This is a genomic window from Desulfitobacterium sp. PCE1 (assembly GCF_000384015.1).
GTDB classification, from domain to species: domain Bacteria; phylum Bacillota; class Desulfitobacteriia; order Desulfitobacteriales; family Desulfitobacteriaceae; genus Desulfitobacterium; species Desulfitobacterium dehalogenans.
Window position 1 is genome coordinate 2578413 of sequence record NZ_KB913023.1, and the last position, 15654, is coordinate 2594066.

14 protein-coding genes are annotated in these 15654 nt (G+C 45.9%); 2 read left to right on the top strand and 12 right to left on the bottom strand.

Features of this window, described 5'->3' with window-relative positions; translation table 11 throughout:
- Window positions 1–242: 242 nt before the first annotated feature.
- Window positions 243–848, top strand: a complete 606-nt coding sequence (locus DESPCE1_RS0112850) for a hypothetical protein (RefSeq protein ID WP_028305564.1) — start codon at window positions 243–245, stop codon at window positions 846–848.
- A 3-nt stretch (window positions 849–851) separates the two neighbouring features.
- On the opposite strand, the gene DESPCE1_RS0112855 is transcribed toward DESPCE1_RS0112850, so the two are convergent.
- From DESPCE1_RS0112855 to DESPCE1_RS0112890, 8 genes are all read right to left on the bottom strand, one after another.
- Window positions 852–2774 carry a YgiQ family radical SAM protein gene (locus tag DESPCE1_RS0112855; protein ID WP_019850709.1) on the bottom strand — a complete coding sequence of 641 codons (1923 nt, stop codon included), beginning with the start codon at window positions 2772–2774 and terminating at the stop codon, window positions 852–854.
- Window positions 2775–2828: 54 nt separating this feature from the next.
- A complete protein-coding gene (locus DESPCE1_RS0112860) occupies window positions 2829–3320 on the bottom strand; it encodes a YajQ family cyclic di-GMP-binding protein (protein ID WP_019850710.1) in 492 nt (163 codons plus the stop codon).
- 47 nt (window positions 3321–3367) lie between these two features.
- Window positions 3368–4150: a RodZ domain-containing protein gene (locus tag DESPCE1_RS0112865; RefSeq protein ID WP_019850711.1), complete on the bottom strand. Its 783-nt coding sequence runs from the start codon at window positions 4148–4150 to the stop codon at window positions 3368–3370.
- A 22-nt stretch (window positions 4151–4172) separates the two neighbouring features.
- On the bottom strand, window positions 4173–4958 hold the full coding sequence (locus DESPCE1_RS0112870) for a DUF3388 domain-containing protein (protein ID WP_019850712.1): 786 nt from the start codon (window positions 4956–4958) through the stop codon (window positions 4173–4175).
- A complete protein-coding gene (gene mnmH / locus DESPCE1_RS0112875; protein ID WP_014794401.1) occupies window positions 4894–5970 on the bottom strand; it encodes a tRNA 2-selenouridine(34) synthase MnmH in 1077 nt (358 codons plus the stop codon). The genes DESPCE1_RS0112870 and mnmH overlap by 65 nt, the downstream gene beginning before the upstream one ends.
- Window positions 5971–6037: 67 nt before the next feature.
- Entirely contained in the window at window positions 6038–8398 is a 2361-nt protein-coding gene (locus DESPCE1_RS0112880) for a DNA translocase FtsK (protein ID WP_014794402.1), read from the bottom strand.
- A 194-nt stretch (window positions 8399–8592) separates the two neighbouring features.
- On the bottom strand, window positions 8593–9309 hold the full coding sequence (locus DESPCE1_RS0112885; protein WP_172637660.1) for a ClpP family protease: 717 nt from the start codon (window positions 9307–9309) through the stop codon (window positions 8593–8595).
- 93 nt (window positions 9310–9402) lie between these two features.
- Window positions 9403–9738 carry a hypothetical protein gene (locus tag DESPCE1_RS0112890; protein ID WP_014794404.1) on the bottom strand — a complete coding sequence of 112 codons (336 nt, stop codon included), beginning with the start codon at window positions 9736–9738 and terminating at the stop codon, window positions 9403–9405.
- A gap of 121 nt (window positions 9739–9859) precedes the next feature.
- Between DESPCE1_RS0112890 and DESPCE1_RS0112895 the strand changes: the two genes are divergently transcribed.
- A complete protein-coding gene (locus DESPCE1_RS0112895; protein WP_019850715.1) occupies window positions 9860–11416 on the top strand; it encodes an ABC-F family ATP-binding cassette domain-containing protein in 1557 nt (518 codons plus the stop codon).
- A gap of 17 nt (window positions 11417–11433) precedes the next feature.
- On the opposite strand, the gene cobC is transcribed toward DESPCE1_RS0112895, so the two are convergent.
- The 4 genes from cobC to DESPCE1_RS0112915 are packed head-to-tail and all read right to left on the bottom strand — an operon-like array spanning window position 11434 to window position 15653.
- Window positions 11434–12039, bottom strand: a complete 606-nt coding sequence (gene cobC, locus DESPCE1_RS0112900; RefSeq protein ID WP_019850716.1) for an alpha-ribazole phosphatase — start codon at window positions 12037–12039, stop codon at window positions 11434–11436.
- Window positions 12036–13163, bottom strand: coding sequence for an XdhC family protein (locus DESPCE1_RS0112905; RefSeq protein ID WP_019850717.1), 1128 nt, complete (start codon window positions 13161–13163; stop codon window positions 12036–12038). Before DESPCE1_RS0112905 ends, cobC begins: the two co-directional genes overlap by 4 nt.
- Entirely contained in the window at window positions 13156–14316 is a 1161-nt protein-coding gene (locus DESPCE1_RS0112910) for a DVU_1551 family NTP transferase (protein ID WP_019850718.1), read from the bottom strand. The genes DESPCE1_RS0112905 and DESPCE1_RS0112910 overlap by 8 nt, the downstream gene beginning before the upstream one ends.
- Window positions 14313–15653, bottom strand: a complete 1341-nt coding sequence (locus DESPCE1_RS0112915) for a DVU_1553 family AMP-dependent CoA ligase (protein WP_019850719.1) — start codon at window positions 15651–15653, stop codon at window positions 14313–14315. The genes DESPCE1_RS0112910 and DESPCE1_RS0112915 overlap by 4 nt, the downstream gene beginning before the upstream one ends.
- Between the last annotated feature and the right edge of the window lies 1 nt (window position 15654).

Here is a 15654-nt window from a genome sequence, read left to right on the forward strand (position 1 = left end):
TCTAAGATTACCTTGACTTAAAATCTTTATTTATGTGTAATTACTAATCTAGTATAAACTAATATTTCCCCAAGTGTCAAAACTAATTATGGAGAATTGCCAGTCTTAGGAAAATGATTTTCCAGGTAAAATGTGGTAAACTATAAAGAAGATCTTTTCTACTCTTATCTTTTGTTTTCCGTTGGATTAAAGTAGAATGATGTGAGTAAGCTCTATGGACTTTCATCAATAATCATTGCGAGGTGCTCGGTTTGTTGAACGATACTCTTTCACCTGTGGATCAATGCGGATGTGGGGATACAGGTTTTTTAACCTCCCGCACCCTTCCCATCGCCCTGAACCATGGCGCTGGTAAAGTCATCAATGTACCTGTCTATTCCTGTGGAAGTTCCATGTGCGACGAATATCGCATTCCCTCTGCTGTGGCTTCCCGTCTTGATGAATTAGCCGAAGAAATGGAAGCAAGAGAGGTGCTTTCCATCGTATTCTCCTGGAAAACCTCTGGAGAGGATGACACCATCGGATATCAAGATTCACTTATCCAAGGGTTCATCTGGAAGTTCCATCGCCGCTCTTATGAAGATGCTCAAGTTCTCTTCGTGATAAACGGAAATGCTCTTGTTTTGCAAAGCAAATTAGACCCCTCGGAGTATTATATTCTGAAGCGCCTCGAAGAAAGCAAGGACGGGATTTTCTTTTCCTTCTCCAAATTTATCGAGGAGGATGAGGAATTAACCTACGAAAAATATATCGAACTCGAACCTTCTTTTCAGAAAGAGCTGGGGACTGTAGAAATGGAAGAAGTTGAGGACATGCTGATAGAAGAGTTCGGGGAGGTATGTGATTAAGGCTCACCCTTTATGCCTGGACTTAACCCTGGATTTTCCCTTTACATCAGTTCTCTTTTTGCCACGGGACAGAGAGGCAGAAGGAGAGCTTTTTGCGACGGAACCAGGGCTTTTTTTGTGCTGAGAGCGGGGACGGATAAGGCATTGAGAACCATAACCGATGAGATCCTCCCGATGGGCCAACTTCAGCGCCTTCTCCACTAAGTCGTAATTCTTAGGATTCCGGTATTGAATTAAGGCTCTTTGCATGGCCTTTTCTTCCATGGTGCGAGGTACATAAACCTTTTCCATGGTGCGGGGATCCAACCCTGTGTAATACATACAGGTGGATAGACTTCCTGGAGTAGGAATAAAGTCTTGAACCTGTTCCGGGTTGACCCCCATATCCCGAACATATTCCGCCAGTTCTATAGCTTCTCTTAAGCCACTGCCCGGATGGGAGGACATGAGATAGGGTACCAAATACTGCTTTTTCCCGAGCGTTTCATTGATGTTTTTAAAATCATCAACAAAACGTTCATAGACTTTTTTACCTGGCTTCCCCATCCTCTTTAATACCTTGTCACTGATATGTTCGGGAGCAACTTTAAGCTGCCCACTCACATGATGCTCACACAGTTCACGCAAAAAGGAAGTATTTTTATCCGCCAAAACCGCATCATAGCGAATCCCGGAACGGACAAAGACTTTTTTTACTTTAGGCAGACCGCGCAATCTGCGCAGGAGCTCAATATATTCTGTATGATCCACATCCGCCTTGGCGCAAGGGAAAGGAAAGAGACATTGCTTGTTGGAACATGCCCCGCGTTTAAGTTGGGCTTTGCAGGCCGGGCGGCGGAAATTGGCCGTGGGTCCTCCTACATCATGGATATATCCTTTAAATCGTGGACTCCAGGTCAACTGCTCAGCTTCTCTGACGATGGACTCCGCACTCCGCCCTTGGACGATACGTCCCTGATGGAAGTTCAGGGCACAGAAGGAGCACCCTCCATAACATCCCCGGGAGCTGACCAGACTGAATTCTACTTCTTCGATGGCAGGTACCCCGCCTGCTTCCTCGTAGATAGGATGATAGGTACCTACATAGGGTAGAGCATATACTCCATCCATCTCGGATTGAGTCAAAGGATAGGCCGGAGGATACTGGATAATTCCTTCATGCCCATGGCTTTGGTACATCGCTTTGCCATAATAGGGATCCTGCTGGTTATACTGCACCCAGAAGCTTTCCGCATAGTTCCTCTTATCCTCAACCACATCCTGAAAGGAAGGAAGCTGTATCACTTCTTCCGGAATATCTTTTTTCCAAGGAACCATGGTCCCTCTGACCCCTTGAATCTCATCAATGGGAATACCGTCTTTTAAGGCATTGGCCACCTCGACAATAGCCTTTTCACCCATCCCAAATACAAGCAAATCTCCTTGACTATCCAAGAGCACGGACCGTTTAACCTTATCATTCCAAAAATCATAATGAGCAAATCGTCTTAAAGAGCCTTCAATACCGCCAATAATGACAGGCAACCCCGGAAAAGCTTCACGGACCTTGTTGGCATAGACAATGGTGGCATGATCGGGACGCAATCCTGCCTTACCTCCCGGGGAATAGACATCTCTATGACGCCGTTTCTTAGCTGCAGTATAATGGTTAACCATAGAGTCGAGATTCCCACCGGAGACGAGGCAGGCCAGGCGGGGCCTGCCCAAGACTTGAAACGCTTGAACATCACGCCAATTGGGCTGGGCTATAATTCCAACTTTATAGCCATGCTTCTCCAGAACACGGGATATTATAGCAATGCCAAAGCTGGGATGATCCACATAGGCATCTCCTGTAATAAGCAGGAAATCCAGCTCTTCCCAGCCTCGTTTTTTCATATCCTTCTTAGTAATAGGCAGAAATTGAGGGATTTTAATCGGGCTCACTCCTTAAAGTAGAAAAATCAAAAACTCCCACAGTTGTGGGAGGTGTGAATTCATTTAACGATAATTGATGAATTGAAGGTCGATACCCAGATCCTGCTTGCGCAACAAGGCGATGACCGCCTGCAAATCATCCCTGTTCTTACCCGTTACACGGACCTGATCCCCTTGGATAGAACTGGATACTTTGATTTTGCTGTCTTTGATGATCTTGTTGATTTCTTTTCCTTTATCCTGGGATATTCCCTGAACAAGCTTTACTTCCTGGCGGACCGTATCTCCGGCTGCCGGCTGAACTTTGCCATAGTCTAAGGCTTTAAGGGATATCTGCCGCTTAACGAGTTTACTCTCTAAAATATCTATGACGTTACGGAGTTTAAAATCGTCATCGGAAACCAAGATGATCTTTTCATCCTGCAGCTCAATGGAAGATTTACTGTTTTTAAAATCAAAACGCTGTTCAATTTCCTTTTGCGCTTGGTGAATTGCATTGGTTACTTCCTGCATTTCCACTTTAGAAACAATATCAAATGATGAATCCTTCGCCACGAATCTCTCTCCTTTTATAGTATGATACCTAAAGTCAGCACAAGATCTCAGGGCACTAAGCTGACTTGACTTTCGGTGTCCTTCTTAAGAATGATATTATGAACCACCTGTCCCTGAGCCCCAAGGCTTGGCCAAGCCTTGCCGTTGAGTGTTACGGTAAGACCACCGGCATTGCCGACAGTAACAAGTTCAATTTGCTCCTTTGCTCTCAGCTCTTTAGTGGCCCCCTGGGTAAAGGTTCCTTCAAAAGCAAACTGACCATCTACATTGACCCGAATCCAACATGGCTGACTAAATACCAGCTGTGCCACCACATCCTCATTTTCCTGGGCGATAACATTTTGTGGATTTTGCGGAGGGGTTTGGACCGGTGGGGTATTCTCCGGTTGTTGGGCTATTTCTTCTTGAGGCACAGTAGGCAAGGGAGTGATGATATTTTCCGGAGCAATATTGGTACCTTGAGGCTTGCTCAAAGAAGCGATTCCGATAACGACCACAAGAGCAACTACTCCGGTGATTGCCACAAGAGCGGGCTTAATCCATTGAGGCTTCTTGCGGGGTGGTGGAACAGGCTCAACTATCAGCGGTTTTTCCGGTTGTTGCTCTGAGGCATTATAACGTTCCAAAACCTCCTCCGGGCTTATTCCCAAATGCTTGGCATACGTTCTTAAAAACCCTTTGGTATAGGTTGCGCCAGGTAAAATATGATACGCTTCTTCTTCCAAAGCTTCCAGATAGCGGATTCTGATTTTGGTAACTTCTTCAGCTTGGGTTAAGCTCCACCCTTTATCCACACGAGCGTTGCGAAGGATTTGTCCCTCTCCTGCCATGATAAACCCTCCTCTTTGTGTTTTAACTAATATCAAAAGAAGAAAAACTAATTGCTACATCGTCAATCCTAATCTCATCTTGAGGTTGATTACGAATCTCAATGATAAAATCAAGTTCTCTCTTAATATGACCATCACGCAAAAAAACATCAGGATGCTCGATGATCTTTGGTGTAGGTAATTCCATCACCCGGTTTAATAATTGCCAGTGAGCATCATCTCCACGGGAGGTGCTTGTCATCCCATCAATCAAAAACACCGAATCCTCGGCTTCGTCCAGCATAAGGGTTGTACGCAAGGTTTGCCGGATTATAGTAGAAGAAAGGAGTATCCATTTTTTGTTGGCATAAACGCAAGCGCTGATCGCTGCTTCCGTTTTTCCAACCCGGGGAACCCCTCGGATACCAATGAATTGATTTCCGCCTTCCTTTAAAGTATCCCCTAAAAAGTCCACAAGCAACCCTAATTCTTCCCTAATAAAATGGTAGGTTGGCGGGTCGCTTTCCGCCATATCCAAACGCTGCCCATGACGTAATGCCAGACGATCAAAGAGTGTCGGAGATCGGAAAGCCGTTACCTGAATAGAGTCAACATATGCCAAAGCCGAGTTAAGGGCTTGGACTTTGTCCTGGGATGGGTACTGAAGCAAAAATCCCCGGCGATCTTTCCCAATTCCATTGACGGTCAAAATATTGATCTCAAGCATTCCCAATAATGTGGAGACAGCACCCAGCAAGCCGGGTTTATTTTGCTGTATCACGTATTCCAGGTAGAGTTGTTCTTCCGGGTATACCCGACCAGTGATCAAGGTAATCCTCCAATTCTTTGATCCCCTTATCAGGATCTTCATGGCTTATTGAGTAATCATAATCATCGCTGGGATGGTTAGGATAGGAATAAAGAGCGTCGTAATAGTTTAGCATTTCTTCAGTGAACTCTTCTAAATTCCCTAGTTCAAGCAAAGAATGACACTGAGCAATCTTATTATGTCCCAGGTTTTTCGTCAGACGCCCCAGAGCCGACTTAATCTCAAGGGTGGCATTAGGGTAGCTGGTGTATTCTTTGATTAAGCGCTCAATCCGGTTATGAATGGAATCATAGACCAAGATCTGGGGACCCGCATTCATAGCTTCATATACACTTGAAGGCAAATTGATTCTGCCAATTCGCTTACTTTCACATTCGACTATGATGTAAGGAAAATGCTCCACTTCCCTAAGCCGTTCATATAAAGCGGACTCAAAAGACTTTTGTGAAGGGGCAGAACCCAAACCAACGGAGCCGAATACAGAGCCCCTATTATTCGCTATATTCTCCAAATCAATGGCCGGATAGCCATCAGCCCTTAAGCGTTTCAATAGTTCTGTCTTACCTACACCCGTGTTTCCCCGCAGCACAACAACTTTAAAGGGAAACTCTTGAGTAAAGTAATCATTAACCAAATGACGATAGGCCTTGTATCCCCCTTGTAAACGGTAAACAGACAAGCCCATCAGAGCAAAAACTGTAGCTAAGGATTTGCTTCTCATCCCCCCCCGCCAACAAAAAAGCGCCACAGGCCGGCCATTTGACCATTGTCTGGCTTGGTTATAAAGCCCATCCAATTTAGGACCGGCTATAGCCAATCCTTGCTCCTTGGCCAAAGCGGGAGAGATTTGTACATAAGTTGTCCCAATCATAGCTCGTTCTTCATTATTAAATAGAGGCAGATTCAGAGCACCAGGTATTGTGGCCTCCTCATATTCATTTTCAGAACGAACATCCAAAAGAACTATATCTTTAATTTTTCGCAATTCTTCAATAGTTATATCATGAATCATTTTATTGCCTCTAAATTATACTATTCTCCTTTATTATCATAAATCCTCTCGACAAAATGTGCAACTATTACCCTATCTCTTCTTCTTCCAAACCAAACTTTTGCTCAAATTGCCCCTTGGTCAGCAAAACTTCCCGGGGTTTTGATCCTTCATATCCGCCCACGACCCCTTTTTCTTCCAACAGGTCCATCAAGCGGGCCGCCCGGGTGTAGCCGATGCGGAGCCTTCTTTGCAATAAAGAGACGGAAGCATTCCCTGCTTCGATAAAGAGCAGGGCCGCTTGATGAAACAGCTCATCTCCGGCATCTTCCGCCGGTTTATTCATTCCCAGCTCAATGTTGGGAATCTCCTGATATTCCGGTTTGGCCTGATTCTGCAGGAAGAGGACCACATTTTCCACTTCCTTGTCAGCCAGGAAGCATCCTTGCACCCTTATGGGCTTGCTGGCCCCCATAGGATAGTAAAGCATATCCCCGCGGCCTAAGAGTTTTTCCGCCCCGTTCATATCCAATATGGTTCGCGAATCAATCTGAGAAGACACAGCGAAAGCAATCCGGGAAGGAATATTGGCTTTGATCAAGCCAGTAATAACATCCACCGATGGACGCTGGGTGGCAATCAAGAGATGGATTCCCGCTGCCCGTGCCATCTGAGCTAAGCGGCAAATCGAATCTTCCACATCTCCGGGGGCTACCATCATGAGATCCGCCAACTCATCGATAATCACCACCACATAGGGAAGGGGCGGCGCATCCTCTTTCTTTTCCTGGGTGCGCAGAAAATTATAGCGTACGATATCCCTTACTCCCGCCGCGGCAAAAAGCTCGTAACGGGTCTCCATTTCGGTGACAATCCATTTTAAGGCCCCTGCCGCCTTTTTCGGGTCCGTTACCACCGGCGAGATCAGATGAGGGATTCCATTATAATTGGTCAGTTCCACCATCTTCGGATCCACCAATAAAAATTTTACCTCATCCGGTCTGGCCTTATACAAAATGCTATTAATCAGAGTATTGACACAGACGGACTTTCCCGAACCTGTGGCACCGGCAATTAATAAATGAGGCATTTTAGTTAAATCCGCGACAATAGGACTTCCTGTAATATCTTTTCCCAGAACTACCGTCAGCTTACTGGGGGAATTCTGAAACTCCGGAGTCTCCAGTACTTCCCGAAAATGCACCGTCGCTATCTCTTTATTAGGCACCTCAATTCCCACTACGGATTTTCCCGGAACAGGAGCCTCGATACGTACATCGGTAGCGGCTAAGCTCAGAGCGATATCATCGGATAAGTTCGTAATCTTGCTAACCTTGACCCCGGGTGCAGGCTGAGCTTCATAGCGGGTAATGGCCGGTCCCTGGGTCACATGGGTGACTTTAATCTTAACCCCGAAGCTTTCCAGGGTATCTTCAAGAATCTTCACATTATCCGCCAAATCCTTATTAATACGAGGATTTTTCACCTTCATGGTTTTATTAAGAAGAGTAAAATTAGGAAGTTGAAAATCGCCGCTCTCCTTTTGGGCCAGCCTGGAAACAGGCGTCCCTGTGACCTTGCCCGGAGGAAGATTTTTTTGCTTCTTTTCCTCGGCAAAAGGGAGTACGGTTTGCATCATTGGACTATCGGAAAGAGGCTTCTCTTCCTCCCCGGTATGGTCCGCCATATCCTGAAGAGTCTTAATAATTACCGGCCGCTCCACCAGTTCAGGTTCCAGCACTTTTAAAGGCTCCGTTGTCGCTTTTGTCTCTTTCTTCTTGACATTTTTCTTTAAAGGCCTCTTTTCCATGGGCTCTTTAGGAACTACCTCTTCAGGATTCTCTTCAGAATCCTGAATCACATAGATGAAATCTTCTACATGGTTTTTGACCCAACGTCCTGATTCTTTGCCGGCCTTTTGAACCTGCTGCAGACCTCCGATGAGGGAACGGTTCGTTACCAGCAATGCTCCGATGAGTGCTATGACAATGAGCACCACATACCCTCCGGAAATACCCACTGAGCTTTTCAGGGTTATGGCTATCAGTGCGCCAATTAGTCCTCCTCCGTGACCTGCCATGCCTTCATCGAACATAGTCTCGTGATCAAAAGCCTCAATCCCCGGGAGTTGAAAATGCAATAGTCCTTCAAAAGCTAACCATAATAAGAGAACTCCCACCGTTCTCCATTGGTTATTTATATGTTTAAGATTCATATAAGCGATTCCCCAAGCACCCAGCATGAGAAGCAACCATACCCGGCCGTTGCCGGCCAGCATGGTTAAGCCTTCTTTAATCTTGCCACCTACAACACCATTGCTTCCGGAGTATAGGGCCACAATGCCCAATACCGCCAATCCCAAGGCCACAATGCCTATAAGTTCATGGCGGACATTATCTTTAAGAAAACCCTTTTTCTTTACCGTCATCTTCTTTTTCTTCCTAGCCAAAAAACATCCCTCACATCATTCTTTATACTTAGGAAGTCCTCTCACGAGAGCATGGTGAGAAGATTCATCCCGATTCATGCCAAGCTTTATGTATTATTTATTTCTACGCAAAGGGAATTTTTCCCTGTTCCACTATGCTTGTCATCTTTAAATTATAACAAAAAATCGGCTCTTAAGCCGATTTAATCGTAAATTTAACTTTCACGCTTTTCAGCGATTAGCCGCTTTAATTCTTCATGGGCTTCCTTTAGCCCTCCAACAGCATCAATCAGTCCAATTTCTACGGCGTCCTGCCCGATTAAAATGGTCCCAATATCCTGCGCTAATTCACCTGTTGCAAACATGAGCTTTTTTAGCTGCTCTTCCGTTATCTTTGAATGTTGGAGGATAAAGCGATTAATTCTCTCTTGCATTTTTTGTAAATACTCAAACTGCTGATGGCCATTGATCACTAACCCCGTATAGCGTATGGGGTGCAAAGTCATGGTTCCCGTGGGCGAGATAAAGCTGCGATCACAGCTTACAGCTATAGGAATTCCAATACTATGCCCGCCCCCCAAAACGATGGAGACACTGGGTTTGCTTAAACTGCTCACCAGCTCAGATATGGCTAACCCAGCCTCTACATCCCCTCCGGCCGTATTTAAAATCAGCAATATCCCTTCTACCTTTGGATTCTGCTCTACAGCGAACAATTGAGGAATGACATGTTCATATTTGGTGGCCTTCGACTGAGCGGGAAGAACCTGATGTCCTTCAATCTGACCGACGACGGTCAGACAATAAATGCTCTCTGAAGGTTCAGGGATACGAATCTGGCCCAGCTCTTTTAAGGTCTGGACCTCCGGATTTATGGGTTCATTTTGATTTTCATTTCTCACAAGGTGCACTCCTTCCGACAACGTCTGCATTTCCTTCCCAATTCTCAAAAGACCGATTAACCAGCCTGATACTATTATGGAGATTTGCCCATAAAAAAATGCAGGCCAACCTTCCTGCATCCTTCATCTTCCTATGATTATAATCCAAGAGCGGCGAATTAAGTCATGAGCCAAGGATGAGCTGACTTTTCCATAATGTCGGAACTCCCTGGATAATCTGCTGCCAAGGTATTGTCCCATGAAATAAGCAGCCACAAAAAGTAAGAGTGTTAAGGCCCCGGATAATTCCAAATGATTTCTCAGCAGGGCAACAAAAGGCACCGGAAAATGGACCGCCATAAACCATTGTACGGAAAGCTTCTTTACATTCTCCCGCCAATAACCAAACGGAATATTGAGCAGACAGACGAACATTAAATTCAAAACTATGAGAACCACTCCCATTCCCCCTCTACTCATCCCTATGTCGTCCTAACCCAATCTATAACGCCCAAAAACCTGTCTTCTTTGCAAATATCCTTTGACAACTCTATAAGCTTTTTTTAAGATAGATGAGTATGAAGATAAAGGGAGTTTTATCATGAGCATATTAAATGTAGAAAATGTAAATCACGGCTTCGGCGGCCGTAAGATTCTGGAAAATACAACCTTCCGCCTTCTTAAAGGGGAACATGTAGGCTTAGTAGGGGCTAACGGAGAAGGGAAATCAACCTTTCTCGACATTATCACCGGTAAGCTCATTCCTGATGAAGGCAAAGTAGAATGGTCCAACCGGGTGTCCGTGGGTTATCTGGATCAACACACTGTGTTGACCCAAGGTAAATCCATTCGCGATGTTCTCAGAGAAGCCTTTCAAAAAATGTTCGAGCTGGAAGCTGAAATGTTGGAGCTCTACAACCGCATGGCCGAAGCTACAGAAGCGCAGATGAACAAAATGATGGAGGATGTAGGAGAAATTCAAACCATACTTGAGAGCAATGGTTTCTACATGATCGATGCCAAGGTGGAGGAAGTGGCTAACGGTTTAGGCCTCGGTGAAATCGGCCTGGATAAGGATGTAACGGATTTGAGCGGTGGTCAAAGAACAAAAGTCCTCCTGACCAAGCTTTTACTGCAAAAGCCTACTATATTAATATTGGACGAGCCCACCAACTATTTAGATGCTGAACATATTATTTGGTTAAGCAATTACTTGAAGAACTACGAGAACGCTTTTATTCTGGTATCTCATGATATCCCCTTCTTAAATGATGTGGTCAATGTGATCTATCATGTGGAAAATGCAGACTTAACCCGTTATACCGGAAACTACGAGCAATTTATGCAGCTCTATCAAATTAAAAAAGAACAAGAGCTGAAGGCTTATGAAAAGCAACAAAAAGAAGTGGACCGCTTGGAAGATTTTATCGCCCGCAACAAAGCCCGCATCTCCACCACCGGCCGGGCGAAAAGCCGCCAAAAGCAGTTGGACAAAATGGAGATCCTGGAAAAACCCAAAGAGAAAATCAAGCCCCAATTTCGGTTTAAGGAGGCCAGAAGCCCTGGCAGAGTCATCTTTGAAGCCGAGGATTTGGTTCTTGGCTATAATGAGCCCCTAACCCGCCCCCTCAGTCTGAAACTGGAAAGAGGACAGAAAGTGGCCATCCGTGGGGTCAATGGTTTGGGTAAGACCACCCTGCTTAAAACCTTGCTGGGGATCATTCCGTCTATTAGCGGAGAAGTCATCTTAGGGGACTATCTTTCCCCCGGTTATTTTGAGCAAGAATCCAATCGCGGCAATACCAATACCCCCATCGAGGAGATATGGCAGGAGTATCCCGGACTCACGAATTATGAAGTTCGTCAAGCTCTGGCCAAATGCGGACTAACCAATGAGCATATCTCCAATAAGATGATGGTCCTAAGCGGTGGAGAAAGTGCCAAAGTACGCCTCTGTAAGCTCATGCTGAAAGACATCAATTTCCTCGTTCTGGACGAGCCCACCAACCATCTTGATGTAGATGCCAAGGACGAGCTAAAGAAGGCCATCAAGGAGTTTAAGGGTACGATTCTTTTAGTATCCCATGATCCTGACTTCTACAGTGATTGGGTCAGTGATATCTGGAATTTGGAGCAATGGACCACTAAAATCGTATAAACACCCTGAACAGCATCCTAGCCGTTAGTAACGGCTAGGATATTTAATTTTCCCTCCCACTGCCCCCTATGGTTTTGGCTCAAAAGAGTTAAACATCCGTAATTCTGTTTGAAGCTAAATATATCAGGAAGAGGCAGCCCGAGGGCATGACATAAAATCACCCGATTGACCCCGGCGTGCCCGACAATAAGGCTGGTTTCAGCATCTGATCGGACAATTCTTTCGAATACCGGGATGATGCGAAGGTAACACTGGAGGAAACTTTCCCCCCCGGGAGGGCGGTAATTAACAATATCCTCACCTCTCTGCCGGTACTCAGCTGGAAACAGCTCCTGTATTTCACTGAAGAGCCTTCCTTCCCATTCTCCCATCTCTATCTCATGCAGATCAGGAAGAACGGTTAAGGATAAGGGGTGTGCTTCGGCTATGATAGCAGCGGTCTCCCGTGACCGGCTTAAAGCACTGCAATAGATCCTGTCTAAAGGAATCTCCCGTAAACGCTCTTTTAAAGAAAAGGCTTGTTTCCTGCCTTCTGCACTTAAGGGAAGATCCTTAATACCTATATACCTTTTATTTTTGCCCAATCCTATATCACCATGGCGCACAATATAAACTTTTTTCATACGAGCATCTTTTGGGGTTCTTCATTGTTTATAGAGACAGTTTGCTCCTTCTGAACCTTGATTATTTCGCCCAGAATGCAGACTGCGATTTCTTCAGGGGTTTCCGCACCGATTTTCAACCCAATGGGGGAGTACAATTTCTCTAATTTCTCGGCTGGAATACCTTCTTCCTGTAATTCGGCCAACATAGCCTTTACTCTGCGGCGGCTGCCAATCATCCCTATGTATCCCGCCGGTTTATGAATCACGTTTTTCAGACAGACTTTATCATGACGATGGCCTCTGGTTACGATGACCACATAAGTCTGGGGGTCGATAACCAAGTCCGCCAAGGCCTTTTCAAAATCATTGCATATAACCCGGTCAGCTGTTCTAAACCGAAGGGTATTGGCAAAGGAGGGCCGGTCATCTACTACGGTAACCTCATAACCAAGCATTTTTCCCATGCCGGCCAAAGGCAAGCCAATATGCCCTGCTCCTAAAATCACCAGCTTTGTCTCTGAGACCGGTGGCTCAAGGAGCAATTGGTAGGCGATTTCAGCTTTTGTATCACATGGATTGAACCCTTCGTCCAGATTGACCATAGAAAAATGACTATGACCCCTACTAGCCAAAACTTGCTCAAGAGCAATCCGATTCAGTATGGGTAAACCTAAATCACCTGAATACTGATTGTTTTTTTGAACCACAAGCTTTTGGCCGATATTCTCTTGTTTGGACTCCGTTAAGGTAACCAATACAGGGCTTTCGCCGTGATTGAAGGAAAGTAAATAGTTTTCCAATAGAATTAACTGTTCCGATACATTACCCTGACCAAGGTAATCGATAAATAACTCCATAATACCACCGCAAACCATTCCTTCATCTTCAGCTATGTCCGCTGTCATATTCAAAGAATGTTTCCTTGCTCTCCCCGTGGATAAGACTTGAAGCGCCGCCTGCCTGGCCTCTGCCTCACCGCAACCGCCGCCAATGGTCCCTGTGGTCGTCCCATCTGCTAAAACTAACATTTGTGCTCCCGGCTTCCTGGGGGCGGATCCCAACACTTTGGTGACTGTAATCAAAGCTGCCTCCAGTTTTTCTTCAAGAACATGCCGCAGCCCCATTTTAATCTCTTTATCCATGAACATCGCTCCCTAGATTTAACTTGATTAAGGTCTGTACAGATTTTCCTACTCTTTCTTCTACGCGATAAAGGATTCTATAGGCATGATAAAAACGCCGGTGGATATGCTCAAGAACTTCCGGTTCGTTTTTATATCGTTCTACACTACTGTTAAAGCGTTCCTGGAGCGAAATAATCTGGTCATCTGCCACCAATTTATCAGCAAGGTAGACTATCTCTTTCTCTGTCAGCGGTTGCGAAGGCTCCCATGAACAGTCCATATGAGCGGCAATAATAGCGGAAACCTCTGGATAAGCTGCAGTAAGCTTCGCTCCTTCTAGGGGATGATTGGGTTTAAGCCTGGCTATATCATGCAATAAAGCAGAGGCTTTTAATAATTCCAGATTTAAGTGCCGCCCCGCCTCCTCTAATTGCTTACCCAAAAAAACACTTAGCCAAGCCACCATTTCACAGTGTTTGATAACCTTCTCCGGGGTGTTATTTCCTCTAAGCAATTCATAGCATTCAAATTCTGTGGGAGTGGGTGCATACCCATAGTACTTCAAAATCCTCCTATAATCCTCAGGAGTATCCATATCCAGGAGCACCCCTTGATCCTCCATGCTGACCTCAAGAGCATCCCCCTGATAGTGTTCCAAAAGGGCCCTAAGTCCGCCTTTACCTGTCCAGCTTAGAATACTATCCACATAACATCGGGAAATCAAAGGGGGATGACCTCTTTTGCCCCGGTAGACCGGATAAACTATACCTTTATGCTCCATGCTAAACGCTTCGTATAACCTATGTAAGGTGTCTTCATGGATGAGCGGATTATCAACCGGCAAGAGAAAAAAACCCTCCACTTCCGGGCCTAAACTTATTACTCCGGCCTTGACTGAAGAAAACATCCCTTCAGCATAATGTTCATTAAAGATCCACTGAACATGTAATGCATCACACACCGGAATAAGCTCCCCGGCCCTATGTCCGAGGACAATCCGAATATCCTTGAAACCTGCCTCCTGGAATGACCGGACGGCAATTTCTATAACACTGGCTGAACCCAAAGGCAAAAGGGGTTTAAAGCTTTTCATCCGGGAGGAAAAACCGGCTGCCAAAATGATGGCGGTAATCTTACTTTTTCTTGGCTCCCCAGTTGTGGCTGTTTTCATGCCCCCCACCCCCTTTGGTCAAGAATCATCCTTTTCCCTGTTCCCTTTTCACCGCTGTAGGCGGCTGTATTTGTATTGAAGGTCAAAGCCAACTGGGTCTGACCGCTGCTTAAAACCGATTGGATTATGGGATAGGTCTCAATCGCTTGAAGCATCATCTTCTTTGCCCTTTCCGAAACCGCCCCGTCCATAAGAACCTCAATGGCGAGAATCTTTTTACCACACTCCCCGGCAATGACCGCCGAAAAATTAAGTACCCCGTCCAGAGCAAAAATGGCTTCGTCCAAATCAGCCATACTCAGGATTTTACCAGCACCGAGATCCACTCTATCCCTGGATCGCACCCTCTCTAAATTGCGCAGAACCGTACCACAGGGACAGGCCTCAAGTATAAAGCGGGAATAATCTCCTGTCCGATAACGGATGAGGGGCATTCCCGTGCGGGTTAAGGTGGTAAAGACAACTTCCCCGCTTTGTCCCTCCTGAACAGGACGGCTTGTCGACGGATCGATGATCTCAAAATAGAGATCGGCTTCCCGCAAATGGTACCCATTAAATCCCTGGCAATCAACGCCGCCGCCCAGGCCCATTTCCGTCATGCCATAGTGATTAAATACCTGACAGCCCCAGACTTTGACCAATTCCCTGACTATGCTATGGGGAACATAATCTGTGGTCAATAAAACACTGAGCAAGGGCGGGATCGGGACCTGCATTTTTTTCTGCACTCTGGCTAAGGTCAGGATTTGGGTCGGTATACCCACCAGCACATTAACCCCATCCCGTATCATGTGTTCAAGGGCGGCCTGAGGGTTGTAGACCGGCCCATGAACAAGGCCCTCGGCTCCGGCACGGGCTAAACCGCGCTGCAAGAGCTCACCCACACTGCCCGGCACACTGCCCGGCAAAAGGATCAACACCCGATCCCCGGGCTTAACCATGGTCAGCATCCCCTGATGGAAAAAATCCAGGGTCAATTCCTGATCCTCTTCGGTGAAGAAGACTCGTTTAGGCTGTCCGGTCGTTCCGGAGGTTTGGAGAGTCACAATCCGATGAATATCGCTTGGTTTAACACAAATCATCTCTTGCCCGAATCGGCGGAGATCATCAGCCGTGGTAAAAGGCAGCTTTGCCATGTCCTCAAGATGAGTCAAGGTGTAATCGGTTTTTCCTAAATGCCTTTGATAAAAGGAGCTCTTTTCCCTTACATAGTCTAAAGTCTCCCCCAGCTTGTTCAGCTGGTACTCTTTAAGCCCTTCCGAGGCAAGTATTCCTGAACTGCTCCCGGTGATTTTCCGCCCAATCCAGGATTCGAGAGGTGTTTTCTCCGGCGTCACA